This is a genomic window from Lentzea atacamensis (assembly GCF_003269295.1).
GTDB lineage: Bacteria > Actinomycetota > Actinomycetes > Mycobacteriales > Pseudonocardiaceae > Lentzea > Lentzea atacamensis.
In genome coordinates this window covers 19,033-42,256 of the sequence record NZ_QLTT01000004.1, presented here as the reverse complement: position 1 = coordinate 42,256, position 23,224 = coordinate 19,033, and the positions used below count along the sequence as shown (strand labels likewise).

The window sequence follows — 23,224 nt, the reverse complement described above, 5'->3', positions numbered from 1 at the left end:
GGTCAGGCAGCGTCCACGAACGTCTCGGCCTTGACGGTGGCGGCCGTGCGGAACTTCGCCTCGACCTCCGCCTTCTCCCTGGCGTTCGGGTTGGGGTTCTTGCAGGACGTGCCGGCGCTGGCGCCGGACATCAGGTCGGTGCACAGCCCCGTCCTGCGGTCGGGCAGGCCGAGCAGGTGGCCGAACTCGTGCGCCGCGATGCGGACGACGTGGTGTCCTTCGTTGACCGCCTGGCGGCCCATGTACCAGCGACCGTTGCCGAGGCTGGTCACCTGGGCGCGAGGCCACTGGTTGTCCGCGTACACCTTGATGTTCGCGGAAGCGGAAGTGGTCCTCACCAGCTTCACGTTCACGACGCTGGCGTTCCAGATGTTCGCCCCGTCGACGACGGCTTGCTTGAACTCGGCCGCACCCTCGGCGTTGTAGGTGAGGGTGCGGGGTGCTGCTTCAGCGGTGCCGAGGAAGCCGGCCGTCAGGGCGACGGCAGCGGTAAGCGAAAAAATTGTTTTGCGCAGGGACACAGGAATCTCCTCGCAATGCAGGGTGATTGCACCCCGACTGTATCGCTAAAGCCTTGGCGCACAAGAAGAGTCAAGTGTCAATCAGCGCCGGAACGGTCCAGTCACTTCGTAGGTGATGCCACCGTTGACGTTGCCCGCGGTGCCGCGCTGCGAGGAGAAATAGAGCCTACTACCGTCGGGCGAGAACGCGGGACCCGTGATCTCGCTACTGCTTTGGCCGGGAACTCGGAGGAACGGCGCGACAACCCCCTGCGGCGTGATGATGCAGATCTCCATGTTTCCGCCGTCCTCCGCCACGAACAGATCGCCGCCAGAAGAGCGAGTTACGTTGTCCACGCCCGTGAGAGGGGCCGGTGCCCCGGTCACGAGAGAGTCGTCGTAGGTCAGGCTGATGGTGCTGTTGGTGGCGTTGTACGCCCACACCCTGCCGTCGCCCTTGGTGGTGAACCAGCACGTGTCGTCGGCGTAGTAACAACCTTCGCCACCGTTGAACCGCTTGGCACCGCTCACCTGGTTGCGCGTGGCGGTCGGGCTGCCGTCGGGGTCGGGAACCCTGGCCCAGCCGACCGTTCCGCTGGTCTGGCTGTTCGAGCCGGTCATGACCTCCAGCGTGCCGCTGCGCAGATCGCCCCACGTGGTGGGCTTGAAGCGGTAGAGGCAACCGTCCGAGACGTCCTCGGTCAGGTAGATGACCTTGCGGACGGGATCAGCCGCGCAGGCCTCGTGCTTGAACCTGCCCATCGCGGGATGGCGCACGGCCGCCTTCACACCCCACGGGTCCGTTTCGTAGACGTAGCCGCGGTCGACCTCCTCGCAGGACAGCCAGGTGTTCCACGGCGTGGCCCCACCGGCGCAGTTCACGTTGGTGTTGCTCAACGTCCGGTACGCGCTGGTGATGGTGCCCTGTGCGTTGAACTTGACCGCGCTCGCACCGCCCGTCGACGGCACCTCGCTGTTGGACACGTAGATCCACCCGGTGCCGTCCTTGAAACACGCGCCGCCGTCCGGGGCGGGGTGCCAGGTGTAGCTGGTACCGGCCACCTTCTGGCCGGTGCGGGCGATCACCCGGCTGGTGAACTTCGCGGGCAGCATGAGGCCGCTCGAGTTCACCGCCTGCAGCGGTCCGTACGGGCTGGGTCCGGGCTGAGCCCCGGCGGCGAAGGCTTCACGCCAGTTGGCGCCACCGAACGCCGCCGCGGCCGTTCCGACAACTGCGACACGTAGAAAATTCCGACGCTCCATGCGCTGGAGCGTCCCGCAGTCGGGAGCCTTCCGGGCGACGGCCGGGCGGATGACCGTTGACGGTCACGGTTTTCCCGGCTGTTTCGGCGAAAGGCTTTGCCCGTGCGGTCAGGCGAACGAAGGCTGGCGCAGCGCGTGCTCCACCAGTGCGATGAGGATCTGCTTCGTCGACTGACGGTTCCGCGCGTCGCATGGGATTATCGGCACGGACGACGGGATCGTCAGCGCGTCCCGCACCTCCTCCGCCCGGTGGTGCATCAGGCCGTCGAAGCAGTTCACCGCGATCACGTACGGCAGATCGCGGTCCTCGAAGAAGTCGATGGGCGCGAACGCCTCGTCGATCCGGCGCGTGTCGACCATCACGACGGCGCCGATCGCGCCGCGGACCAGGTCGTCCCACATGAACCAGAACCGGTGCTGTCCAGGCGTGCCGAACAGGTACAGGATCAGGTCCTTGTCCAGGTGCAGCCGGCCGAAGTCCATGGCCACCGTGGTGGTGACCTTGTCCGGGACGGCCGAGAGGTCGTCCACGCCGACCGACGCCTGGGTCATGACGGCCTCGGTGGTCAACGGGGTGATCTCGGAGACCGAACCGACGAACGTCGTCTTGCCGACGCCGAACCCGCCCGCGATGACGATCTTCGCCGACGTCGCGGTCAGGTCGACCCCAGGTGACCCCGGACGACCCGGAGCACCGTTGCTCATGGGGAACTTCTCTCTACTCAGGCTCGCATGGAAACGTGCAGCTGGGCACGGATCTCCGGGGTGAGCTGGAGACCGACCCGCTCCACCAGCCGGGTCATCGCGTAACCGATGAGCCCGATGTCGCAGTTGGGCGCGGCGAGCACGGCGAGGCAGGACCCGTCGCTGATGGACATCAGGAAAAGATAGCCCCGTTCCATCTCGACGACAGTCTGTTTCACCTCACCCGCCTCGAAACAACGCGCCGCGCCGAGGTTCAGCGAAACGAGGCCGGAGGACACTGCGGCCAGCTGTTCGGCGCGGTCGTGCGGAAGGCGGTCCGACGAGGCGAGCAACAGACCGTCCGCCGAGACGACGATCGCGTGCGCGACACCGGCGACCCTGCTGACGAAGTCCTCGACCAGCCAGCTGAAGTTGTCCAGTTCCTCAGTCGCGGTGGTCACTGGTGTTCCCTTTCTGCGATCACGGGGATGCCGCCGACGGCCGAGTCGAAGAGCGACTCACGGCCGAGCTGGACACCCTTCTGGTACGTGGCGAACCGCTGACGGAGCCGTTCCGCGGAACGGCCTCCCGTCCCGGCGGCCGCCAGCTGCGGAACCGGTGACGACGGTTTGGGAGTGGAGCCCGGCACCAGGCGCGCCTTCGGGACGCGCTTGGGCAGGCCGTTCTCCGTCGTCAGCGCGGGCACGCCGGACTCCAGCGCACCGGCGGCACGCCAGCCCTCGTCGGCCGATCCCCAGTCGGACTCGGCGAAGTCGGCGACCGCGCGCGGCACCGCCGTTGGTGCCTCGGGCTTCGCGGGTTCCGCTGAACGCTGCCGCTTGGGCAGACCGTTCACCGTGGAAGGTTCGGACTCGGTGTCCGGCTCCGCTGCCGGAACGTCCTTTGTGGAATCAACGGCCTGCCGCTGCGGCGCGGCAGCCGGAGTCTGGAACCACCGCGACAGACTGTCCGCGGAGATCTCTCCGATGTCGTCGGAGATGGCCGGGAAGATCTCGGTCGCCTGGTCCGCGGATTTCGCGGGTTCCTCCGGGCGCTCGATCGGCGGCTCGTAGGAGTAGGCGTCCTCAGGGGACACCTCGGTCGGCTCGACCCTGGCGGTGAACAGGCCGTCGGCGGACGTCTGTTCGATGCGGTGACGGCCGGAGGGCTCGTCGGCCGCCGTGGCGGAAGGCACCACGACCGGGTGTTCCGGCGTCCACTTCGGCACACCGGCGAGACCCTCGTTGCTCGTCTCGGCGGGCGCGGCCGCGGCCGCGGCCGGCAGCGGCAGCGCGGGAGCGGGTCCCTTGTGCAGCAACGAGATCGGCAGGATCACCTGGGCGGTGACACCGCCCTCGATGTCGTCGTTGTTCGCGAGCGTCACGCGGATCTCGTGGCGCTTGGCGAGCTGGCCGACCACGTACAGGCCCATCTCGCGGGCGACGGAGACGTCGACCTCCGGCGGCTCGGCGAGCTTCGCGTTGGCCTCGATGATGTCGGCGTCCTGCATGCCGACGCCGCGGTCGTGGATGCGGATCGCGACCTCGCCCCTGCGGGTCTCGATCGTGCGCACGGTGACCTTGGTGGTCGGCTTGGAGAACGCGGTCGCGTTGTCGAGCAGCTCGGCGATGAGGTGCGCGAGGTCGTTGACCACGCGGCCCTGCACCATCAGGTCCGGCGTCGGCGCGATCTGGACGCGCGCGTACTTCTCCACCTCGGACACCGCGGCGCCGAGCACCTCGGCGATCGCGACCGGTCGGGTGACGCGGCGGTTGACCGTCGTGCCGGAGAGCACCAGCAGGTTCTCGCTGTTGCGGCGCATCTGCGTGGCGAGGTGGTCGAGCTCGAACAGCGACGCCAGGTGGTCGGGGTCCTGCTCGTCCTGCTCGAGCCGGTCGATCACGCTGATCTGGCGTTCCACCAACGCCTGCGAGCGCCGCGACAGGTTGATGAACATGTCGTTGACGTTCGCGCGCAGTGCCACCTGCTCGACGGCGAGGCGGACGGCTTCGCGCTGCACCAGGTCGAACGCCCGCGCGACCTGGCCGACCTCCTCGGTCGTGTTGAGCGGCACCGGGACGATCGCCTCTTCCGCGGCGCGTTCGGGGTCGCGGTGCGAACGAATGCGGCGAATCGCTTCCGGCAGCTGGTTGCGGGCGACGTCGAGGGCGCTGCGGCGGAGAACGCGCAGCGGCCGCAGCATCGACTGCGCGACCATCGCCATCAGACCGAACGCGACGATCAGCGACGCGGCGACCAGTGCGGCGTCGCGCCAGGCGTCCGTGCGCGCCTGGCCGGCCAGGCGCGTGGTCGTGGCGTCGGCCTGGGACTCCATCTCGCCGGCGACCTCGTGCACGAGGTTCGCGGTGCCCTCGCCGTCCTTGAGCACCTCGGCGTCCGAGATGGTCACCGGCTTGTTGTCGGCGTTCTGCGCCAGCGCGAGCTTCACCAGCCGGTTGCGACCGTCGACCGCGGCACCGGACACGACGTCCTGGAACTTCTGCCGGTTCGCCGGCGAGGCGACGTCGTTGAACTCGTTGAACGCGGCGTCCAGCCGGGACTGCGCGGCCCGCAGCTCGTCCGCGGCACCTGGCGCGAAACTCCTGCGCAGCGCGGTGGCCGTCAGGATCGCGTTCTGCTGGCCGATCTGCTCCTGCGCCTGGTAGAGCGCCTGCGCGGCGGCGACGAGCGGAACGATGGCCGGCTCGCTCAGGCTGGAGATCGCGGCGCGGTGCACCTGGCCGAGCGAGGCGATGATCTGGTTGTACGCACCGATCACGGCCATGTCCGGGTACTTCGTGCTCAGCAATGTGACGCGCAAGCTCGCCAGACCGTCCAGCGACTCCAGCGACTTCGTGAAAGCTTCCTGCAGGGACTCGCTCAGCACGGTCGTCGTCGCGCCCGCGTCCCGATACCTGCCCAGTTCCGTGTCGGTGGCGCCGGTGCGGGCCGCGTGCTCAGGACACGCGTTCTGCCTGCCGGCGGCAACACACTGCACTGCCCAGTCGCGCTCCACCTGGAGCGCGTATTCCACCTTCGCGGCCTGGTGGCTCACGGCGAGCTCGCGCTGCACGGTGCCGAAGAGCTCGACGTCGTCCAGCTGGCCGTTCAGGCGAAGGCCCGCGAGAGTCGCGGTGCTCAGGGCCGGAACTAGCAACACCACCGCGAGCTTGCTCCGCAACCGCCAGTTGCGTAGGCGGAACCGGTCGATGCCTCGCTGGTCCTCACGACCGCGCACCGTCAACACTCCCCGCCCCGTTTAATAGCTGCAAACTTGGTGGATCTTGGTGTAAAACGCACGGTTCTCATACCGCCGTTCGGACGACAAAACAGTTGGTTCCAGAATCAACAACTGACGGTCGCGCGGCTAAACGGCCTCTAAGCGATAATTCATCCGGCGGAAACGATGAGCGCGGGTGGCCATGATCACGGCGCGATCACAACCACCCGCGCTGTTCGTCAACTACCGGAGGGCTGGATGAGCATCGGCTTGACGTCGAGCTCCTTGTCCAGCAGCCCGTAGCGCTGCATCAGCTGTGTGACCCGCTGCAGCCGGGTCGCGTCGAGCGAGGTCGGGAAGGCGCCGAAGTGGACGAGAGCGGCGGTTTCCTTGTCGACCTTGGCGTACTCGACGAGCAGCGGCTCGACCGTGGGACGGTCGGCGGCGTCCGCCTGACCCTTGGCGATCGCGCGCTGGAACGCGGCGACGGTCTTGGGGTTGTTCTTGGCGAACTCGCCACTGGTCGCGTAGCCCGCGATCGGAATGTTGTCGGTCGGGCCCGACGCCGCGTCCAGGATCTTGACCTGACCGGCGGCACGCTGGGCGCGGGTGATGAACGGCTCGACCATGAACGCCGCGTCAACGGTCTTGTTCTGGACCGCGGCCTGCATGTCCGGGAACGGCATCTCCTTGAACGTGACCGACTTCGGGTCGACGTTCGCCGCTTCCAGCGTGGCCTTCGCGGTCAGTTCCGCGATGTTCTTGAACGTGTTGATCGCGATGGTCTTGCCCGCCAGGTCCTTGGGGCTCTTGATGGCCGAGTCACCGGCCGCCAAGATCAGGAACATGTCGGGTTTGGCCTGGTAGCCATCGGCGATGAGCTTGATCCCGTCGACCTGCTTGGCCGCGTCCTTCGACTGGGCGGCGAAGAACGAGACCCAGTTGCCGAACGTCATGTCCAGCTCTTTGTTGATCAGGCCGGGGATCGCCTGAGCACCACCCTGGATCGTCTTGAGCTCGACCTCGAGACCCTCGGCCGCGAAGTAGCCCTTCTTGCTCGCCACGTGCACGGAGGCCACGTCGAGGATCGGCAGGACCCCCAGGGTGATCTTGGCCTTTTCGACCTGGCCGTTCCCGTTGGTCGCGGGAGCCGGATCCTTGCCGCCGAGCAGTCCACAGCTCGCCACTGTGGCGAGCAGCGTGGCGAGGGCGACGCCACGGACGGCCATACGGCGGACTCTTCGAGTCATCGGGAGCACTCTCCTGTCGGAGCGGTGTCGTCGTTGCGGGGAAAGGCGCGACGGTCAACCACTCAGAGTAATGATGCTGCTCCAAAAGACCCCAGTTGACCGACACACGCAGGTTCCAGTCCACTACCTGCGGTGAGCATCTAAGCACAGCAGACCTAGGGCTAGGAGAACCCCAGTTGAAGCGCGCTGTTGCCGTCGTAGGCGCCGGGCCGGCCGGTCTGACCTTGGCAAACCTGATCCAGCAGTCAGGTATCGACTGCGTCGTCCTCGAAAGAGCTAGTCGCACTCATGTGGAAACCCGGCCACGCGCGGGAGTGCTTGAACACCGCTCCGTGACCATGCTGGAGTCGTTCGGACTCGCCGATCGTTTGCTGATGGAAGCAGACCGTCACGGAACGTGTGAATTCCGCGTGAACGGACAGGCGTTCCAGGTGGCGTACAGCGATCTGTACGAGGGACAGAACCACTACGTCTACCCCCAGCAGGAAGTGGTCAAGGACCTCATCGCGGCATTCCTCGACGGCGGCGGTGACATCCGGTTCTCGGTCAGCGACGTGGAGTTGCGGGATCTCACCTGTTCCAGCCCTTCCGTGGCCTGGACCAGCGCAGATGGCAGACGTGAAGAAATTTCATGTGACTTCGTCGCCGGGTGCGACGGGTTCCACGGCGTGTGCCGGCCGTCGATTCCCGACGGAGTTCTGACAGAATTCTCGCATCACCACGGGATTGAGTGGCTCGCAATTCTCGCAGAGGCGCCGCCGTCCACTAAAGCCATCATTTACGCGCTGCACGAGGACGGTTTTGCCGGACACATGTTGCGGTCGCCGACCATTTCTCGCTTCTACCTCCAGGTGCCCGTCGGAACAAAAGCTTCGGATTGGTCCGACGAGCAGGTGTGGGAGGCCTTGCACAAGCGGTTCGCACTCCACGGTTCGACTTGGTCGCTGACCGAGGGAAAGATCGTTGAAAAGCGAATCCTCGACATGCGCAGCCACGTGGTCGAACCGATGTCGTACGGCCGGCTGTACCTGCTGGGTGACGCAGCCCACATCATCACGCCGGTCGGCGCGAAGGGCATGAACCTCGCGATGAACGACGCGGCAACGCTCTCACGTGCACTGACGGAGTACTACGCGACCGGTTCGGAGACCGGTCTCAAGACCTACTCCGACGACTGCCTGCGCCGCGTCTGGCGGGCCCAGGAGTTCTCGCAGTGGATGGTGAACATGATCCACACGGACGTCAGCTCCCCGTTCTTCGGACGCTTGGCGCAGGCACGGCTGGAGCACCTGGCCGAGTCGCCCGCGTACCGCGCGAGCTTCGCGGAGAACTACGTTGGCCCCTGAGGGCACAATCTCCCCCTGTGGGGTGACTCCCGGGCTCCCCTAACGGGTGAGACCAACCCCCTAGGGGCCTGCTTTCGTCACGATCTGGGGCCAACTCCCGATGCCGGGGGATGTCGATCATCCATATGGTGCAACACGACATCCCCCGATTCAGCTACAGGAGCTTGAGTCCCATGCAGCAGACCGAGACGACCCCGGTGCAGACCGCCCCGACCACGGTGGAGTCCACCCCGACCACGGTGGAGACGGGCAACACCACGGTGGAGACCGGTGGCGCCACGGTGGAGACCGGCGGCACCACGGTGCAGGCCGAGCCGACCACCCTGCACGACTTCACTCTCGGCCTCCTGACCGACCTCGACGCCCGTGAGGCGTTCCAGCAGGACCCGCTGGGCTGCCTCGAGGCCGCCGGCCTGAGCGACATCACCGCGGGCGACGTCCACGACATCCTGCCGCTGGTGCTCGACGCCGCATCCGTGCCGAACGTCGAGGGCATCGACGACATCCTCGGCGGCGAGCTGCCGGCCGTCGACAGCCTGCTGCAGATCGCGGGCAACGTGGAGGGTGTCACCGGCGTCGCCGACGTCGCCACGCCGTCCGCCATCACCGCGCTCGTCTCGGACGTCTCCGGCCTCGGCGACTTCTCCGGCCTGGGCGACGTGTCGGGCACCCTCGACTCGGTCGTCTCGACCGTTCCCGCCGTCCCGCAGGCGCCCGAGGCCGTCTCCACCGTCACCGACGTCGCCTCCCACGTCAACGTCGAGTCCGTGGTCGGCCAGGCGGTCGACGTGGCGGGCGCGAACGGTGTCACCGACGTGCTGGTCAAGGACCTCGACGCCCACGTCCTCGTGAAGGACGTCATCGACTCCGACGTGCTGGTCAAGGACGTCGTGGACGTCAAGGACGTCGCGAACGTGACCGACAACGTCGTGCAGAACGTCGCGCAGGTCGGCGACGTGCACCACGACCTCGGCCAGGTCATCGGTGACGTCAAGCTGGGCGACCTCAACCTCCTCGACGGCGGCGTCGGCAACCACAACGACGTGGACATCCACTTCTGATCGTTCTGCCACTGCTCTTCGAGCGGTTCACGGGGAACGGCAGGCGGGCGCTCTGCGACTCTGCCCCCGAGGCGCGGGTGCCCGCCTTCCCCGGTTGTACGCACACACCTCCTCTTCGCACGGTGACGGCTTCTCGTCGGCTGGCGGGCCACCGCAAGCCCTGTCGCCGTGCGACACAGCTGGGCCCCGGACCTCGGCAGGTCCGGGGCCGAGTGGCGTGGCCCGGAATGTTGCCGGGCGAATTCGCGGTCAGACGGGTGCATCGTGGTGCCGCCCCCGCGTCCTCATACTGGACTCATACTGGATGTATGGGGGCGCGGGGGCGATGCCGCGAGGTGCCCCGCTGAGCGTGAATTACCCAGCCGACGTTCCGGGTCACGCCACCAGTGAGGCTTCGCCTCGGACCGCCGAGCACCGAACCCCGGCTGTTGATGAGGGGAGCTTTCTTCAACCTCAGGTTTAGGAAAGCTCCCCTCATAAAGATCCACAGCGACCGGGCCGACGGCGCCCCGAAACCCGACTCAACCGTTCAGAATCCGAACCCCCAGGATCTAGCTGTCTGTGCTTGGCGCAGTTCTGCTGTCAGGCCGCGTCGTAGAGCACAGCCACCCCTCGCTCCATCGCCTCCCGGACACGGTGCAGGTCCACCGGGGATCCGTGCGCACGGCCCGCGTCGACCACGTGCCACACGTGGGACGGCGTGACTCCGACCGGCAGGTCCAGGTACCAGGCGAACCCGCGCGGCCGCGGCACAGCACCGGCCTCGACGAGGTAAGAGTTGACGAACGTGTCAATGATGTCCTGGTCAGGGTGCATCGGTGCGGGCGTGCGCACCACTCGGCGCGGACCGGCGACCCACGCCAGGAGCAACTCATAGCCGTTGTCCGGCAACGCGAGCAGCCGGCGGCCTTCCAGGAGCACGACTCTGCCCCTGCCCCCGCCGGACACCTCGACAGGCTCCGCGTCGACGACGAGGAAGAGGCTCCAGTCCGTCACGCCGGGAAGTGTGTCAGGACGAGACCGTCTCGCTCAGCGACTCGCGCTCGGCCGCTGCCCACTTCTCCACGTCCATCGCCGCCGGCTTGCCGACGTTGAGCAGCCGCGCCACCTTCGACCTCAGCTCCACGAACACCTCGTCGGTCCGCGTCGTCACCTGGTTCCGCTCCGCGGGCAACGGCACCTCCAGATCCGCCACCAGCCGCGCGGGAGACCCGGACAGCACCAGGATCCGGTCCCCCAGGTACACCGACTCGTCGATGTCGTGCGTGACCACGAGAACGGTCGTGTCGTGCTCACGGCGCACGCGAAGCAACAGGTCCTCCAGCTCGAACCGGGTCTGCGCGTCCACAGAGGCGAACGGCTCGTCCATCAACAACAAGGCAGGCCGGTAGGCGAGAGCGCGCGCGATCGCCACACGCTGCTGCATGCCACCGGACAGCTGCCACGGCCGCTTGCGAGCAGCTCCGGCCAACCCCACCCACTCCAGAGCCTCAGCGGCACGCTTGCGACGTTCCGCGCGCGGCAGAGACCGCAGCGGGAACTCCACGTTGCCCTGCACGGTGAGCCACGGGAACAACGAGCGCGAGTAGTCCTGGAACACCACGGCGAGATGCGAGCCGTGCAGGGACACGTCGCCACGCGAAGGCGCGACGAGGCCGGAGATCGTGCGCAGCAAGGTGGACTTGCCGCAGCCCGACGGGCCCACCACGCACACCAGCTCGCCGGCGCGCACGGTGAACGACAGGCCACCGATGGCCTCGTGGTCGCCGTACGTGTGGCCGAGGTCGGCCACCTCAAGCATGTTGCTCATCACGACTCCTCGGTTGCCAGGCCAACGCTCTGCGTTCCACCGCCAGCAGCGCGGTGTTGAGTCCGTAGCCGAGCACGCCCAGCAGGACGATGCCGGCCCACATGCGCGTGTAGTCGAACTCGCGCTGTGCCTGCATGAGCTGCGAGCCGATGCCGTTGTCCGTGCCCACCAGCTCGGAGATCACCATCAGCACGAGAGAAAGCGACAGCGAGACCCGCAGCCCGGCGAAGATCTTGGGCGACGCGGCGGGCAGAACCACGCCGAGCACCCACTGCCAGCGCGGGATCTGGAAGACCGCCGAAGTGTCCACTTTGGTCACGTCAACGGAGCGGGCACCGTCCACGCTGTTCAGCAGCACCGGCCAGACGACGCCGAAGACGATCGTCGCGAGCTGCATCGACGTGCCCGCCTTGAACAGCAGCAGGAACACCGGCACCAGCGCGGGTGGCGGGATCGAGCGCAGGAACACGAGCAACGGGCCCGCGTACTCCATCGCCCGCTCCGAGCGGCCCAGGAGCAGGCCCAGCGACACACCGATCACGCAGGCGATCGCCCAGCCCGACAGCAGCCGCGTCACCGACGGCACGATGTGCTCGGTGAAGTTCGACGGTTCGACGACCCACCACTCGTAGGCCGCGGTGAGGATCTTCGACGGCGGCGGGAAGAACGGGTCGTCGGCGAACCAGCCGAGCAGTTGCCACACGACAACCAGCCCGGCGAAAACGGTCCACCGCTGCAGGAACTTGCTCACCAGGCCACCCATCGCCGGCGGACGCGCTCGAGGCCGTTGTTGAGCAGGACGCCGATCGCGCCCGCGACCACGGTGCCGACCAGCACCTGGTCCATCCGGCCCGGTCCGCTGCGGGCCTCCATGATGAAGTAGCCGATGCCGATCTGGCTGCCGGCCATGAGCTCCACGCTCACCATCACGACCAGCGCCGTCGTCGCCGCGAGCCGGATTCCGGTGAGGACGAACGGCAACGCGCTGGGCAGGGCGACCAGGAACAGCACTCCGATTCGGCCGGTCCCGAAAACCCTTGCCGTGTCGACGAGGAGCGAGTCCAGTTCGTCCAGCGCGTAAATGGTGTTGAAGAGGATGGGCCACAGTGCCGCGTAGACGGCCAGCGTGATCTTGGTTTCCGGGCCGAAGCCCAGCATCACGAGCGCGAGCGGAATCAGCGCCACAGAAGGGATCGGGCGCAGGAACTCGATGACCGCGCGCGTCGCGTGCCGGACAGCGGGGATGCTGCCGAGCACGAGTCCACTCGGCACCGCGATGACGACGGCGATCACGATGGCGATCAGCAGTGCCAGGACCGTTGCCACGACATGACTGATGAAGTCCGGCGAAGTCAGTTGCGTGACGAGCTCACCGAACACGACGGACGGTGGCGGGAGCGCCTCTGCAGGGATGAGAGGAGAGCGTCCTAAGAGCTCCCACAGCACGAGGAACCCGGCGATGCCGAGAAGCCCCCTTGTGAACGCACGCACTCGGTCACCCTAGAGAGTGGATCTCCTGTTCACAATGCGTGCCGGCCCAACTCCGGGTTGTTTCCCACACATCAGCGCGATTCAGCAGACCTCGACGCGCTCCACTTCGCCGAAGCTCTTCACCCATTCGGAGTCCGTGAGCCGCGCGCCGTCTTTTTCACACATCCTCTTGATGATCCGGGCGCTGTCGAGGTCGTACGGCAGCAGCTCGGGATCCCGGCCCCCGCTGCGCACGAGGAAGTCCTGGTACTGCGACCGGTACACGGCGCGCATCGACTGGCCGTGCCCGGAGACGTACACGAGCCGGTCCGCCTGGCGACCCGACGTGTAGAGCTGCTGCACCTCGAAGATGTTGTCGCGGACCACGGCCACGCGGCCGTCGTCGGAGAACGTGACACGGGCCCCCGTGCGCATCACGCTGTTGAGCGTCGCGCGGAGCACGGGCGCGCCGCTGGGCACACGCTGCCACACCTCGACGATGGACTCCGGCGAGTGCTCGACGGCGAGCCAGCGACCGTCGCTCGAGTAGGTGAGACTGCGGACGTAGACGGGCTGGACCAACGCCGGCGCGGCTGGTTCGTAGGTGCCGCCGATCCGCCAGAACTCGATCGTCGAGTTGCCCGACGCCGGGTCCCACACGGAGGTCGCGAGCTCGCGGCCGTCCTGGCTCAGCGCGACGGTCTCGGGGTTGCGCACCGGCATCGGCAGCTCGCGGGGTCTGCGGGGGTCGCCGAGGTCGAGCAGCATCGAACGCTCGGACGCGTCCGGCGTCGGCAGTCCTGGGACGACCGCGCCGCCGATCTTGCCGACGATCCGCGAGCCGTCCGGGCTGATGTCGAGCGTCCGGAACCGGTCGGGCAGCGGCGCGAGGTAGGTGAGGTCATTCGCGTCGTTGACGGCCCACAGGTGCTCCTGGTCGGCGGGGTCCTTCGTGACGACCCGGCGTTCGGCGAGCTTGACGACCCGGTGCCGGTCGAAGAACCTCTTGCCCGGCACCGCGCTGTCCTCGTCGAGGCTCCACATGCGGTCCGTGCCGTCCTCGTCGGTCACCGCGGCGAGCTCACCGCGCGGCGCGACCAGCACGTCGGCGTTGTCCGCCGGGGTGCCGGTGAACGGGATCCCACGCGTTACCGCGTTGGCGAGCCGCAGCACCTTCTCCGCCTCGGCCGACGGGTTGACCTTGTAGCCGACCAGCGCGTACTTGTCCGCGTACGGCCGGCGCTGCTCCATCAGCGCCGAGGACTCGGAGATCGCCTTGCCGCCGAGCTCCCTGTCGTACAGCTGGCTGATCTTGCGCTCGTTGGCCAGGGCGTAGATGACGGTGCCGGGCACGAGCGCGACCAGCACCGCCATCACCGCGATCAACGCGGTCGAGCGCCGGGTCTCGCGCCTGATGCTGATGTCGACGAACCGGCGCTCGTGCACCGTCAGGAAGTCGCCGAGCTCCTTGGCCTTGCGCAGCCGCGCTCCCCGGTAGAGGGCCAGCGGGTCGCGGTCGCTCGCCTCCCACAGCTCGATCGCGGTGACGAGCTGCTCGTGCGTGCGGAGGTTGTCGCGTTCCTCGTCGATCCACACGGTGAGCCTGGGCCAGCGCAGCACCGCGTCGTGGGTGAGCTCGGCGCCGTCCTCGGTCAGCGTCACGAGCCTGGCCTTGGCGAGCAGGTCCAGCAGGTGCGGCTCGATGTCGAGCCTGCGGGTCCTGCGTTGCACGATTCCGTTGCGCTGCACCGAGATCAGCCGCAGGAAGACGCCTCTCGCCGCTCTTCTGCCGTCCTCGCTGAGGCTGTCGAAGAACGCGTCGGCCGCCCGCGCGACGACATGTTCGATGCCGCCGGCCTCCTCGAACCCGGACTGGGACAGCGTCATGCCGCGCTTGCGCCGCCAGGTCTCGGTCAGCGCCTGCTGCACCAGCGGGAGCGCGTGCTGGTTGGCGGCGTCCGCGACCAGTCGCGCGATCACCGCGGTCTCGACGGTGGCGCCGATCTTGGCGGCGGGCTCGGTGATCGCGCGGCGCAGCTGGTCCGCGCTCATCGGCTCGATGACGATCTCGTTGCCGTCCAGGCCCTTCTCGTGGCACCGGTCGCGGTGGTCCGCGCGGACCGCGACGACGACGTGCGGGCAGCGGGTGAGAGCGGCGACGAAGTCCTGCTGGTCGAGCACCTGCTCGAAGTCGTCGACGAGGAGGGTGAGGCCGGGGCGGTGCTGGCGAATCCTCAGCCGGAGGTGGTCGGGGTCCTGCCGGAACTCGGCGCTGAGCTGCTCGGGCGTGGTGTTCTCGAAGATCTCGGCGAGGGTGTGGGCGAGGCCCTCGAGCGCGTTGCCCTTCGGCGTGATCACCACGGCGTCTTCGAGGGCGGGCTTGATGCCGGCGGCCAGCAGCGAGGTCCGGCCCGACCCCGAGGCACCGACGAGCACGGTGAGCGGCCGCGCCCTGACCGACTCCACGACCTGCTCGACGAGGTACTCGCGGCCGAAGTACCTCTTCGCATCATGCTCGCCGAACGGTTCAGTGCCCGGATACGGTGCGTTAGGGTGCAATGGCAGTGCGTGCTCGGCTGCGAGCTCACGCCACCGCTTGGTCCACGGCGCGGGATCAGCTTCACACGCCCGGACGAACGCCAGCGTCAGCGCGAGGGACGGCAGCTTCCGCCCACCCGCCGCGTCGGACAACGCGGTGGGCGAGTAGTTGGCCCGCCGCGCCAGCTCGCGGTAGCTCGGTTTGCCTGCTTGGTCACGCAGTCTGCGCAGGTCACCGGCGAACCGCAGCAACGCGGTGTCCTCCGGACCCAGCGGTCGTTCCCCTCGTGGCATGCCGCCTCCCGGCCGGATTGTCCACCAGAGCTTCGCCTGCCGTCTAACGGCCCGCTAAGCGCTGACCATCCGCAGGCCTGCTTCGTGATCGTTCCACGTCATCGGACGTGCCGCTCAGTCCTGGCACGGCGGCGCGAAGTCCAGGTCGCCGAAGTACCGCCGCCACTCCTCGCGGCTCATCCGCAGATGGGCCTGTTCGCAGATCCGGACGGCCGGGTCCCGCGGGTCGGCGTTCCACAGCCGCACCGCCCGGTCCGCACCACCCGTCACCACCTCGTCGCCCTTCGGTGTCAGCCCCACCGCGGCGACCGGACCGGTGTGGCCGCGCAGCAGCGCCTGCTCGACGGGTTCCTCCTGGTCCTCCAGCTGCCACAACCGCACCAGACCGTCGTCGGTGGCCACCGCGACGCTGCCCGTGCCGAGCCACGCCGAGGTGACCTCGCCGCCGCCGGACGGGATCTCGGCACGCAGCACGGGATCACGCGGGTCGGTGGTGTCCCAGAGGTGGACGGCGGTGGCGGCTGTGGTCATGAGCAGGTTCCGGCCGGCGAACTGGGCGCTGCCCGCGAACTTCTCGGTCAGGGAGAGAAGCGCGGCCTCACGCGGAGCGGTGACGTCGACGAGGTGGACGGCGCGGCCGGTCGTGACGGCGGCGAGGACGTGGCCGTCGTCGCGGAAAGCCATGCCCGCCAACGGTCCCAGGCCGAGCTGGACGGTGTGGAGCAGTCTCGGGCGTTCGCGGCGGAGGTCGGTCCAGAAGCTCAGGACGCCGTCGTGGCCGGTGGTGACGAGAGTGCTGCCCTGCCAGGCGATGGCGGCGGCGCGGGCGGGGAGGACGGTCAGCCGGCGGGGCTTGCCGAGGAAGACGTCGACCACGTGCACGGCGCCGTCCTCGCCGACAGAGGCGACCAGGCCACCGGCCGAGTCCATCGCGAGGGCCGTGACGGCGCCGGCGTGCCTCGTGGCTTCGTGGGAAGTGCGCGGGGACGGCAGGTCGTCGAGGTCCGTCAGCACCACCGCGCCGTCGCGGTGGCCGGTCGCCACCTGTTGCCGGGTCGGGCCGACGACCAGTGCGGACACTTCGGACTCGGCGTCGCGCAGCACCTGCGAGGGGACGTCCTCCTGCCGCAAACCGTTGCGCGCCTGGGGCAACGGCACCATCTGGTAGGCCGCGAGGGCGACCTGCTGGGCCAGCGCGGGGTTGGTGGAACGCAGTACTGCAGCGTCGCCGACGGCCCTCAACACTGCGGCGGCGGTGCGTTGCTCGTCGGCGGTTCTGGCGGCCTGCAAGGCGAAGATCGTCGAGCTGGCGGCGACGACGACCAGAGCGGCCAGCGCGACGAGCAGCTGACGTTGGCGGCGGGTGCGTCTTCGCGCGCTCACCGAGATCTCGTGCTCGGCGGCCAGGCTCGCGGCGAGGAACGCGCGTTCCCTGGAGTTCAAGGAAAGTCCGGACGGGACGGTGGCCAGCCGGCGGCCGCGGTACAACGCGCCGGGGTCGCGGTCGAGGGACTCCCAGGTCTGCGCGGCGTGCGTGAGTTCGCGCTGTGCCTTGATGTTCTCGCGGTCCTCTTCGATCCACCGGGCGAACGCGGGCCAGCCGCGGATCAGCGCCTCGTGCGCCAGTTCGACACCGTCGCGGTCGATCACGACGAGCCGGGCCGCCGCCAACGCGCACAGCACGTCCTCGTCGGCTTCGAGCTCGTCCTTGTGCGCACGGCGTTTCGTGTCCTCCGCGGTCACGAGCCGCAGGAGGATCCGTTTGGCCTGCTGCTGTTGCCCGGTGGTGAAGCCGTCGAAAACCTCCTGCGCGGTACGGGCGACGGCGTGTTCGAGGCCGCCGACCTCCTCGTAACCGGCGAGCGTCAACGTCATGCCGCGACGGTGCTGCCAGGTCTCCGCCAGCGCGTGGGACAGCAGCGGCAACACGGCGGCCTGCCCCACCGCGTCCGCCATCAGCCGCGCCAGCAACGCCGTCTCGACCTTGGCCCCCGCCACCGCGGCGGGTTCGGTGATGGCGAGGCGCAGCTCGTCGGGCGTCATCGCGCCGACCATGACCTGACTGCCGCGCAGCACCTCGACGAGTTCCGGATATTGCGTGCAATGGCCGTAGTAGTCGGCGCGCACGCCGATGACGACCTTCGTACATCTCGTCAGTGCCGCGATGAGCCACACGCGAAGCTCTTCGTCGCGGCACAACGTGAACAGCTCCTCGAACTGGTCCACGACCACGAGGTGCCCGTGCTTGCGGCGAAGCACCTCCGGGTCTTTCAGCTCCTCCGCGAGCTCGACCGCATCCGCACCCGTGAGCCGGGCGAGCGCGACCGCGCACTCCTCCACGGGGTTCGCGCCGGGCGTGAACAACAGGACGGGCTCGCCCGTGCGGGCGATGAGACCTGCCCGCAGCAACGAGGACTTCCCCACCCCGGACGGCCCGAACACCCCGGTGAAGCGGTGCCTCGTGATCAGCAGCTCAGCCGTCAACCGCTCACGCCCGAAGAACTTCGGCGCGTCGTCCGGCTGGAACATCGCCAGCCCGACGTACGGGCTGTCCTCTGCCGCCCGCGCCTCCGTCTCGGCCACGGCACGCCACCGCCGCGCCCACTCCTCCGGGTCGGCGTCACAGGCCTTGGCGTAGGCCTTCGTCACGGCGAGCGACGGCAGCTTCCGCCCGCCCGCCGCCTCCGACAACGCGGCGGCCGAGTAGTGCGCACGCCGGCTCAGCTCCCGGTAGGTCGGGCTGCCCGCACGCTCCCGCAGCCGGCGCAGATCGGCGGCGAACCGCAGGAGACCGCTCTCGCCCTCCTCGAGAGGGCGTTCCCGTCTCGGCATCCCGTCATTGTTCAGAGAACTTTGTTCAGCGGCCAACGGCTGACCGTGAACAACCCGTTCGCCCTAACGTGGAACGCCGGGGAAGAAGCCCGGTGCTCGCGCCCCGAACCGGCGCCGGTGTGGCCGTGGGTGGCCGCCCCCCGGTGCCACCCACGGTTCAGCAGACGGGCACGCGCTCGACGTCCGGCAGGTATCTCGCCCACTCCTGGTCGGACAGTGCCGCACCGCCGAGGCACAGATCTTCGATCACCTGGTCGACGTCCGTGCGCAGCAGCCAGATGCATCCCTTCGTCAGCGCGATGAACCCGTACGGCGGCGACCAGTGATCAACCGCGGTCACGTTGTCGGGGAAGTTCTCGAACGCGGCGACCCGCACGGGCTTGCCGCGCTGCGCCAGGTCCCAGACGTGCACGGCACGCTCCGTGCCGACGAGCACCCGGCGACCGCCCGGGGCGAACTCGACCATGGGTTCGGCGCGGGGCAGGGTGGCGATGCCGGCCCACACCACCGGATTCGAGGGGTCGGCGAGTCCCACACCCGCACCTTGCCTCCACCGAGTTGACCATCAGGAGAAACCTCCCGTCCGCGCTGAACTGGAAGGGTTCCCAGGACCCCTGCGTCACGTTCACGTACACCCGGTTGACCGTGTCACCGTCGAGCCGCCGGATCTCGACGGGCCCGGCATTCAACCGGGACACGGCCAGAATGCGGCCGTCCGGCGACATCCTGAGGGCCCAGGGGAACTCGCCGGAGAGGGTGGCGATCTCGCGCAGTTGGCCGGAGCCCGCGTACCGCCAGACCTTGATCACCACGTCACGGTCACCACGTCTGGTTCTTCAGCGTGAGCCGACGGCCGTGGACAACGCGATCTCCCTAGCCTCGCCTCAGCCGGTCAGCGGCCGGAACGAGCACGAGGGGGAACCGTTGATGATCAATGAGGCAGGTGGGGCGGCGACCGAGATACCCGCGCGGATGGTGTGCGAGGTCGATCGCGGCATCTACGTGAGACGAACGGACGAGCCGCCGCGGTACGTACCGGCGGGGACGAAGATCTTCATCGACGCGTGGGCCGGTGCGGGCTGGTATCGCGGCCGGCTCTGGGACTCTCGTGCGGAGGTGTTCGTGCACGCGGGCGATCTCGGGCTGTCCTACGAGCAGTGACGAGTGCGTGTCCCTCCGGCGGGCCGGAGGGACACGTCTCTCAGAGACCGACGAGCTTGTAGAGACCGCCGACTTCCTGGCGGTTGAGGACGCGCATCGAGCCTGGGCGCTGGTTGCCGAGCGACACGTCACCGATCGCGACGCGCACCAGCGACTGCACCGGGTAGCCGACGTGCTCGAGCAGCCGGCGCACGATGTGCTTGCGGCCCTCGTGCAGGACGACCTCGACCAGGGCCTTGCCCGGCACGGCGCTGATGAGCTTGAAGGAGTCGACCTTGATCGGCCCGTCCTCCAGCTCGATGCCGGCCTTGAGCTTCTTGCCGAGGCCCTTCTCCACCGGGCCGGGGACCTCGGCGAGGTAGGTCTTCATGACGTTGTAGCTCGGGTGCATGAGCCGGTGCGCGAGCTCGCCGTCGTTGGTGAGCAGCAGCAGGCCCTCGGTCTCGGCGTCGAGGCGGCCGACGTGGAACAGGCGCTCCTTGCGGTTGCGCACCAGGTCGCCCACACACGGCCGGCCCAGGTCGTCCTCCATCGTGGAGAGCATGCCGAACGGCTTGTTCAGCGCGATGGTGACGACGTCCTCGCGGATCTGCACCCGCACGCCGTCGACGTGCACCACGGCCGTCTCGGGGTCGATCCGGCGCCCCTGCTCGCGCACAACCTTGCCGTCGACCTGGACGCGGCCCTGGTCGATCAGCTCCTCCGAAGCACGGCGGGAGGCGATCCCCGCCTGTGCGAGCACCTTCTGCAGGCGCACGCCCTCGTTCTCAGACATCGTCGATCGCATCCACTTCGGGCAGCAGCGGCGCGATTGGCGGCAGGTCGTGCAACGACGACAGCCCCAACCGCTCCAGGAACAGTTCGGTCGTGCGGTACAGGATCCCACCCGTGTCGCTGTCGGTGCCCGTCTCCTCGATGAGCCCCCGCGCGACCAGGGTGCGGATCACACCGTCCACGTTGACGCCACGCACCGCCGCGACCCGAGCCCTCGTGACGGGCTGCCGGTAGGCGATCACCGCGAGCGTCTCCAGGGCCGCGCGGGTGAGTTTCGCGCGCTGGCCGTCGAGCAGCAGCTTCTCCACGAACGGGGCGTACCGGTCTCGCGTGTAGAACCGCCAGCCGTCTCCCGCCCTGCGCAGGTCGATGCCACTGCCGGACTCGGTGTACCGGCTGGAGAGTCTACGGAGTGCCTCCTTGATTCGCTTAACCGGCTGCTCAAGGGCACTGCTGAGCTGGTCTTCCGCGATCGGGCTGTCGACCACGAGGAGGACGGACTCCAGTGCGGCGTCCAGTTCCCGCTCGTCGGTGAGGTCGGGGAGGCCGCTGTCCTCGATGGCCTCCTCGGGGGCGGCGGCGAGGAGCTGGGCTTCGAGGGTGGCGGCGTCGGGGTCGGCTTCGGGCTCAGGCTCGGAGTCGGATTCCGGTCCAGGTTCGGGCTCGGGGGCGGGCGCGGGCTCGGGGTCCGCGGCAGGCTCAGCCTCGGGGTCCGCGGCAGGCTCAGGCCCGGTACCGGAGTTGTCCACAGCCTCGGCCTCTGACGTGCCGATTTCGTCGGTGCCGCCCGATGAACCGGAAACCGGGGGGACCCCCGCGACCTCGGGCTCAGGCTCAGGCTCGGCAGCCTCCGGCACCACAGCGGCATCGTCCACCCGGCCGTCCGCGTCGAACGCCGCCCCGGGGTTCTCGATCTCCGCCGCGTCCGGCCCCACCACTGGCTCGCTCATCCGCCGTAGTCCTCGTCCTCATCGCCGGCGTGCACCTGCGCCTGCGCTTCCTCCAACGTCCCACCGACCCACGTCACCTGCAGCGGCCCGAGCGGATCCTCCTGCTCGAAGGCCAGCGACTTCTCCCGGTACAGCTCCAGCAGCGCCAGGAACCGCGCCACGATCTCCATCGTCTCGGTGCAGTCGGCGACGATCTCCGCGAACGACGCCGTGCCCTTCTCGATCAGCAACGCGCGCAGCGTGTCCGCGGTCTCGCGGATCGACACCCGGTGCTGGTGGATGTGGGCCACCGACAGGGTGCGCTTCTGCTTCGGGCGGAAGGCGGCAGCCGCGATCAGGGCGAACTTCTCGGGCGTCACGCCGAGCATCACCTCGGGCAGCAGACCCTCGAACCGCGGCTCCAGCGACACCGACCGCGGATAACGGCGATAGGCGCCCTGCTCCAGCTCGGCGAACAGGGCTGCGACCTGCTTGTAGGCCCGGTACTGCAGCAACCGCGCGAACAGGAGGTCCCGCGCCTCCAGCAGCGCCAGGTCGTCCTCGTCCTCGACGTCGCCGGCGGGCAGGAGCCGGGCGGCCTTCAGGTCCAGCAGTGTCGCCGCGATGACCAGGAACTCGGTGGTCTCGTCGAGGTCCCACGAGTCCCCCATGGCGCGGATGTGCGCGATGAAGTCGTCGGTGACCTGGTGCAACGCCACCTCGGTCACGTCGAGCGTGTGCTGGGAGATGAGCTGGAGCAGCAGGTCGAACGGGCCCTCGAAGTTCGTCAGCCGGACCTTGAACTTGCCGTCATCAGCAACAGGAGCTTCCTCTGTCACTGCTCGCGCAACCTGCGTACCAGCAACGACGCGTCTCCGTGCGTTTCGAGGTCGTCCAGCACGATGGCGATCGCCTCACGCACCACCCGGCCGCGGTCGACGCCCAGGCCGTGCGAGGCGCGCAACGAGAGCCGCGCCTGCTCCAGGGCCAGCAGCTCCTCGTCGGACACGTACACCGTGATCTTCGTGGTGTGCTTCGTCCGGCCGGAGCCGCGGCGTTGCTGCGGGGCGACCTCTTCCGGAGCGGGAGGAGGGGACGCGGGCGCAGCGGTCAGCCGGAAGAGCTCGGCCGCCCCCGGCAGTGAAGGGCGACGGTTCACCGGGCGATCACCTCGCGGGCCAGGGCGCGGTAGGCGTTGGCGCCGGAGGACCGCGGTGCCCAGCGCGTGATCGGCTCACCGGCCACGGTGGTCTCCGGGAAGCGCACGGTGCGGTTGATGACCGCGTCGAACACGATGTCGCCGAACGCCTCCACGACGCGGGCCATGACCTCGCGCGAGTGCAGCGTGCGCGGGTCGTACATCGTGGCGAGGATGCCGGTGATGTTGAGCTTGGGGTTCAACCGTTCCTTGACCTTCTCGATGGTGTCGATGAGCAGCGCCACCCCGCGCAGCGAGAAGAACTCGCACTCCAGCGGGATCAGCACACCGTCCGCGGCCGCGAGGGCGTTCACCGTGAGCAGGCCGAGCGAGGGCTGGCAGTCGACCAGCACGTAGTCGTAGTGGTCGATGACGGGACGAAGGGTGCGCACGAGCGTGTGTTCGCGGCCCACCTCGGACACGAGCTGGATCTCGGCCGCGGACAGGTCGATGTTGCTCGGCAGCAGGTCCATGTCGTCGACCATGGTCTTGCGGATGACGTCGCCTACGGCGGTGTCGCCTTCCATGATCACGTTGTAGATCGTGGTTTCCAGCTGGTGGGGGTGCACGCCCAGGCCCACCGACAGCGCGCCCTGCGGGTCGAAGTCGACCAGCAGCACCCGTCTGCCGTACTCGGCCAGCGCCGCGCCCAGGTTGATGGTCGACGTCGTCTTTCCGACGCCGCCCTTCTGGTTGCACACCGCCAGGATCTTCGCCGGGCCGTGGTGCAGCAGCGGCGGCGGATCGGGGGTGTGGCGGCGTGGGCGGCCCGCCGGGCCGATGCCGTCGACCTGCTCCGTGGCAACGTCGTCCACCGGCGCGGCGTGCGGAGCCAGGCTCAGATCGGCACGGGGCGCGAAAGCGTGCTCCGGTGTCGACATGGCTGGCGTTCCC

At 68.6% G+C, this 23,224-nt stretch carries 21 protein-coding genes; 3 read left to right on the top strand and 18 right to left on the bottom strand.

Annotation, left to right across the window (positions count from 1 at the left end; genetic code table 11):
* Positions 1 to 2: 2 nt before the first annotated feature.
* From C8D87_RS19085 to C8D87_RS19060, 6 genes are all read right to left on the bottom strand, one after another.
* Positions 3 to 521, bottom strand: a complete 519-nt coding sequence (locus C8D87_RS19085) for a snapalysin family zinc-dependent metalloprotease (RefSeq protein ID WP_109637162.1) — start codon at positions 519 to 521, stop codon at positions 3 to 5.
* Between the two features lie 81 nt (positions 522 to 602).
* Positions 603 to 1,763: an alkaline phosphatase PhoX gene (locus C8D87_RS19080; RefSeq protein WP_112227776.1), complete on the bottom strand. Its 1,161-nt coding sequence runs from the start codon at positions 1,761 to 1,763 to the stop codon at positions 603 to 605.
* Between the two features lie 108 nt (positions 1,764 to 1,871).
* Positions 1,872 to 2,468, bottom strand: coding sequence for a GTP-binding protein (locus tag C8D87_RS19075; RefSeq protein WP_112227775.1), 597 nt, complete (start codon positions 2,466 to 2,468; stop codon positions 1,872 to 1,874).
* A 17-nt stretch (positions 2,469 to 2,485) separates the two neighbouring features.
* Complete coding sequence (locus C8D87_RS19070; protein WP_030468876.1) at positions 2,486 to 2,908, bottom strand: roadblock/LC7 domain-containing protein; 423 nt, start codon at positions 2,906 to 2,908, stop codon at positions 2,486 to 2,488.
* The gene (locus C8D87_RS19065) at positions 2,905 to 5,685 is read right to left on the bottom strand and encodes a nitrate- and nitrite sensing domain-containing protein (RefSeq protein WP_233442198.1); all 2,781 of its coding nucleotides are present in this window, start codon (positions 5,683 to 5,685) and stop codon (positions 2,905 to 2,907) included. Before C8D87_RS19065 ends, C8D87_RS19070 begins: the two co-directional genes overlap by 4 nt.
* A 221-nt stretch (positions 5,686 to 5,906) precedes the next feature.
* Complete coding sequence (locus C8D87_RS19060) at positions 5,907 to 6,917, bottom strand: ABC transporter substrate-binding protein (protein ID WP_109637158.1); 1,011 nt, start codon at positions 6,915 to 6,917, stop codon at positions 5,907 to 5,909.
* 95 nt (positions 6,918 to 7,012) lie between these two features.
* On the opposite strand from C8D87_RS19060, the gene C8D87_RS19055 reads away from it, so the two are divergent.
* Positions 7,013 to 8,263: a 4-hydroxybenzoate 3-monooxygenase gene (locus tag C8D87_RS19055; protein WP_233442197.1), complete on the top strand. Its 1,251-nt coding sequence runs from the start codon at positions 7,013 to 7,015 to the stop codon at positions 8,261 to 8,263.
* Positions 8,264 to 8,436: 173 nt separating this feature from the next.
* Complete coding sequence (locus C8D87_RS19050; protein WP_112227772.1) at positions 8,437 to 9,324, top strand: IniB N-terminal domain-containing protein; 888 nt, start codon at positions 8,437 to 8,439, stop codon at positions 9,322 to 9,324.
* Between the two features lie 582 nt (positions 9,325 to 9,906).
* Here the strand turns inward: C8D87_RS19050 and C8D87_RS19045 are convergent.
* The 7 genes from C8D87_RS19045 to C8D87_RS19015 form a co-directional block, all read right to left on the bottom strand.
* Positions 9,907 to 10,320 carry a DUF5956 family protein gene (locus C8D87_RS19045; protein WP_112227771.1) on the bottom strand — a complete coding sequence of 138 codons (414 nt, stop codon included), beginning with the start codon at positions 10,318 to 10,320 and terminating at the stop codon, positions 9,907 to 9,909.
* Positions 10,321 to 10,333: 13 nt separating this feature from the next.
* A complete protein-coding gene (locus tag C8D87_RS19040; RefSeq protein WP_109637154.1) occupies positions 10,334 to 11,134 on the bottom strand; it encodes an ABC transporter ATP-binding protein in 801 nt (266 codons plus the stop codon).
* Positions 11,118 to 11,885 carry an ABC transporter permease gene (locus C8D87_RS19035; protein WP_407656930.1) on the bottom strand — a complete coding sequence of 256 codons (768 nt, stop codon included), beginning with the start codon at positions 11,883 to 11,885 and terminating at the stop codon, positions 11,118 to 11,120. The genes C8D87_RS19040 and C8D87_RS19035 overlap by 17 nt, the downstream gene beginning before the upstream one ends.
* The gene (locus C8D87_RS19030; protein WP_109637152.1) at positions 11,882 to 12,625 is read right to left on the bottom strand and encodes an ABC transporter permease; all 744 of its coding nucleotides are present in this window, start codon (positions 12,623 to 12,625) and stop codon (positions 11,882 to 11,884) included. Before C8D87_RS19030 ends, C8D87_RS19035 begins: the two co-directional genes overlap by 4 nt.
* Positions 12,626 to 12,706: 81 nt before the next feature.
* On the bottom strand, positions 12,707 to 15,436 hold the full coding sequence (locus C8D87_RS19025; RefSeq protein WP_112227770.1) for an nSTAND1 domain-containing NTPase: 2,730 nt from the start codon (positions 15,434 to 15,436) through the stop codon (positions 12,707 to 12,709).
* Positions 15,437 to 15,550: 114 nt separating this feature from the next.
* A complete protein-coding gene (locus C8D87_RS19020) occupies positions 15,551 to 18,268 on the bottom strand; it encodes an nSTAND1 domain-containing NTPase (protein WP_112227769.1) in 2,718 nt (905 codons plus the stop codon).
* A gap of 157 nt (positions 18,269 to 18,425) precedes the next feature.
* Positions 18,426 to 18,803, bottom strand: a complete 378-nt coding sequence (locus tag C8D87_RS19015) for a hypothetical protein (protein WP_112227768.1) — start codon at positions 18,801 to 18,803, stop codon at positions 18,426 to 18,428.
* Positions 18,804 to 19,195: 392 nt separating this feature from the next.
* Here C8D87_RS19015 and C8D87_RS45175 point away from each other — a divergent pair, with 392 nt between their 5' ends.
* Positions 19,196 to 19,429, top strand: a complete 234-nt coding sequence (locus tag C8D87_RS45175) for a hypothetical protein (RefSeq protein ID WP_146771773.1) — start codon at positions 19,196 to 19,198, stop codon at positions 19,427 to 19,429.
* A 40-nt stretch (positions 19,430 to 19,469) separates the two neighbouring features.
* Here C8D87_RS45175 and C8D87_RS19005 read toward each other — a convergent pair whose 3' ends face one another.
* From C8D87_RS19005 to C8D87_RS18985, 5 genes are read right to left on the bottom strand one after another with little or no spacing between them, the layout of a single operon-like run.
* Entirely contained in the window at positions 19,470 to 20,204 is a 735-nt protein-coding gene (locus C8D87_RS19005) for a pseudouridine synthase (RefSeq protein ID WP_109637147.1), read from the bottom strand.
* Positions 20,197 to 21,153 (bottom strand): SMC-Scp complex subunit ScpB, encoded by a 957-nt coding sequence (gene scpB, locus C8D87_RS19000; protein WP_233442196.1) that lies wholly within the window; start codon positions 21,151 to 21,153, stop codon positions 20,197 to 20,199. The genes C8D87_RS19005 and scpB overlap by 8 nt, the downstream gene beginning before the upstream one ends.
* Positions 21,150 to 21,971, bottom strand: coding sequence for a segregation and condensation protein A (locus C8D87_RS18995; protein ID WP_112227766.1), 822 nt, complete (start codon positions 21,969 to 21,971; stop codon positions 21,150 to 21,152). The genes scpB and C8D87_RS18995 overlap by 4 nt, the downstream gene beginning before the upstream one ends.
* The gene (locus C8D87_RS18990; protein ID WP_112227765.1) at positions 21,968 to 22,291 is read right to left on the bottom strand and encodes a hypothetical protein; all 324 of its coding nucleotides are present in this window, start codon (positions 22,289 to 22,291) and stop codon (positions 21,968 to 21,970) included. The genes C8D87_RS18995 and C8D87_RS18990 overlap by 4 nt, the downstream gene beginning before the upstream one ends.
* Entirely contained in the window at positions 22,288 to 23,211 is a 924-nt protein-coding gene (locus tag C8D87_RS18985; protein WP_109637143.1) for a ParA family protein, read from the bottom strand. Before C8D87_RS18985 ends, C8D87_RS18990 begins: the two co-directional genes overlap by 4 nt.
* Positions 23,212 to 23,224: the final 13 nt, after the last annotated feature.